General features: G+C 53.3%; 1 rRNA gene. It reads left to right on the top strand.

The annotated features are described in order from the left end of the window. Window positions 1-22 precede the first annotated feature (22 nt). Window positions 23-2,929 (top strand): 23S ribosomal RNA (locus tag AOY24_RS23190). The last annotated feature ends 18 nt before the right edge of the window (window positions 2,930-2,947 follow it).

Raw genomic sequence — 2,947 nt, 5'->3', positions numbered from 1 at the left:
GTGAAACATCTTCGGGTTGTGAGGTTAAGCGACTAAGCGTACACGGTGGATGCCCTGGCAGTCAGAGGCGATGAAGGACGTGCTAATCTGCGAAAAGCGTCGGTAAGGTGATATGAACCGTTATAACCGGCGATGTCCGAATGGGGAAACCCAGTGCAATTCGTTGCACTATCGTTAACTGAATCCATAGGTTAACGAGGCGAACCGGGGGAACTGAAACATCTAAGTACCCCGAGGAAAAGAAATCAACCGAGATTCCCCCAGTAGCGGCGAGCGAACGGGGAGCAGCCCAGAGCCTGAATCAGCATGTGTGGTAGTGGAACGGTCTGGAAAGGCCGGCGATACAGGGTGACAGCCCCGTACACAAAATTGCATGTGCTGTGAGCTCGATGAGTAGGGCGGGACACGTGGTATCCTGTCTGAATATGGGGGGACCATCCTCCAAGGCTAAATACTCCTGACTGACCGATAGTGAACCAGTACCGTGAGGGAAAGGCGAAAAGAACCCCGGCGAGGGGAGTGAAAAAGAACCTGAAACCGTGTACGTACAAGCAGTGGGAGCCTCTTTAATGGGGTGACTGCGTACCTTTTGTATAATGGGTCAGCGACTTATATTCTGTAGCAAGGTTAACCGAATAGGGGAGCCGAAGGGAAACCGAGTCTTAACTGGGCGTTAAGTTGCAGGGTATAGACCCGAAACCCGGTGATCTAGCCATGGGCAGGTTGAAGGTTGGGTAACACTAACTGGAGGACCGAACCGACTAATGTTGAAAAATTAGCGGATGACTTGTGGCTGGGGGTGAAAGGCCAATCAAACCGGGAGATAGCTGGTTCTCCCCGAAAGCTATTTAGGTAGCGCCTCGTGAATTCATCTCCGGGGGTAGAGCACTGTTTCGGCTAGGGGGCCATCCCGGCTTACCAACCCGATGCAAACTGCGAATACCGGAGAATGTTATCACGGGAGACACACGGCGGGTGCTAACGTCCGTCGTGAAGAGGGAAACAACCCAGACCGCCAGCTAAGGTCCCAAAGTCATGGTTAAGTGGGAAACGATGTGGGAAGGCTCAGACAGCCAGGATGTTGGCTTAGAAGCAGCCATCATTTAAAGAAAGCGTAATAGCTCACTGGTCGAGTCGGCCTGCGCGGAAGATGTAACGGGGCTAAACCATGCACCGAAGCTGCGGCAGCGACACTAAGTGTTGTTGGGTAGGGGAGCGTTCTGTAAGCCTGTGAAGGTGTGCTGTGAGGCATGCTGGAGGTATCAGAAGTGCGAATGCTGACATAAGTAACGATAAAGCGGGTGAAAAGCCCGCTCGCCGGAAGACCAAGGGTTCCTGTCCAACGTTAATCGGGGCAGGGTGAGTCGACCCCTAAGGCGAGGCCGAAAGGCGTAGTCGATGGGAAACAGGTTAATATTCCTGTACCAGGTGTTACTGCGAAGGGGGGACGGAGAAGGCTATGTTGGCCGGGCGACGGTTGTCCCGGTTTAAGCGTGTAGGTGTGTGTTCCAGGTAAATCCGGTTCACTTTAACACTGAGGCGTGATGACGAGGCACTACGGTGCTGAAGTGACAAATGCCCTGCTTCCAGGAAAAGCCTCTAAGCATCAGGTAACATCAGATCGTACCCCAAACCGACACAGGTGGTCAGGTAGAGAATACCAAGGCGCTTGAGAGAACTCGGGTGAAGGAACTAGGCAAAATGGTGCCGTAACTTCGGGAGAAGGCACGCTGATATGTAGGTGAAGCGATTTACTCGTGGAGCTGAAATCAGTCGAAGATACCAGCTGGCTGCAACTGTTTATTAAAAACACAGCACTGTGCAAACACGAAAGTGGACGTATACGGTGTGACGCCTGCCCGGTGCCGGAAGGTTAATTGATGGGGTTATCCGTAAGGAGAAGCTCTTGATCGAAGCCCCGGTAAACGGCGGCCGTAACTATAACGGTCCTAAGGTAGCGAAATTCCTTGTCGGGTAAGTTCCGACCTGCACGAATGGCGTAATGATGGCCAGGCTGTCTCCACCCGAGACTCAGTGAAATTGAACTCGCTGTGAAGATGCAGTGTACCCGCGGCAAGACGGAAAGACCCCGTGAACCTTTACTATAGCTTGACACTGAACACTGGTCCTTGATGTGTAGGATAGGTGGGAGGCTTTGAAGCGCGGACGCCAGTTCGTGTGGAGCCATCCTTGAAATACCACCCTTTAATGGCTGGTGTTCTAACGTGGGCCCGTAATCCGGGTTGCGGACAGTGTCTGGTGGGTAGTTTGACTGGGGCGGTCTCCTCCTAAAGAGTAACGGAGGAGCACGAAGGTTAGCTAATCCTGGTCGGACATCAGGAGGTTAGTGCAAAGGCATAAGCTAGCTTGACTGCGAGCGTGACGGCGCGAGCAGGTGCGAAAGCAGGTCTTAGTGATCCGGTGGTTCTGAATGGAAGGGCCATCGCTCAACGGATAAAAGGTACTCCGGGGATAACAGGCTGATACCGCCCAAGAGTTCATATCGACGGCGGTGTTTGGCACCTCGATGTCGGCTCATCACATCCTGGGGCTGAAGTAGGTCCCAAGGGTATGGCTGTTCGCCATTTAAAGTGGTACGCGAGCTGGGTTTAGAACGTCGTGAGACAGTTCGGTCCCTATCTGCCGTGGGCGCTGGAGAATTGAGGGGGGCTGCTCCTAGTACGAGAGGACCGGAGTGGACGCATCACTGGTGTTCGGGTTGTCATGCCAATGGCACTGCCCGGTAGCTAAATGCGGAAGAGATAAGTGCTGAAAGCATCTAAGCACGAAACTTGCCCCGAGATGAGTTCTCCCTGACCCTTTAAGGGTCCTGAAGGAACGTTGAAGACGACGACGTTGATAGGCCGGGTGTGTAAGCGCAGCGATGCGTTGAGCTAACCGGTACTAATGAACCGTGAGGCTTAACCTTACAACGCCGAAGCTGTTT

Origin of the sequence: Citrobacter sp. CtB7.12, from assembly GCF_001297795.1 — a bacterium.
Lineage (GTDB): Bacteria > Pseudomonadota > Gammaproteobacteria > Enterobacterales > Enterobacteriaceae > Citrobacter_A > Citrobacter_A amalonaticus.
The sequence above is the reverse complement of the archived record's forward strand: the minus strand, read 5'-3'. Positions and strand labels throughout refer to the sequence as shown.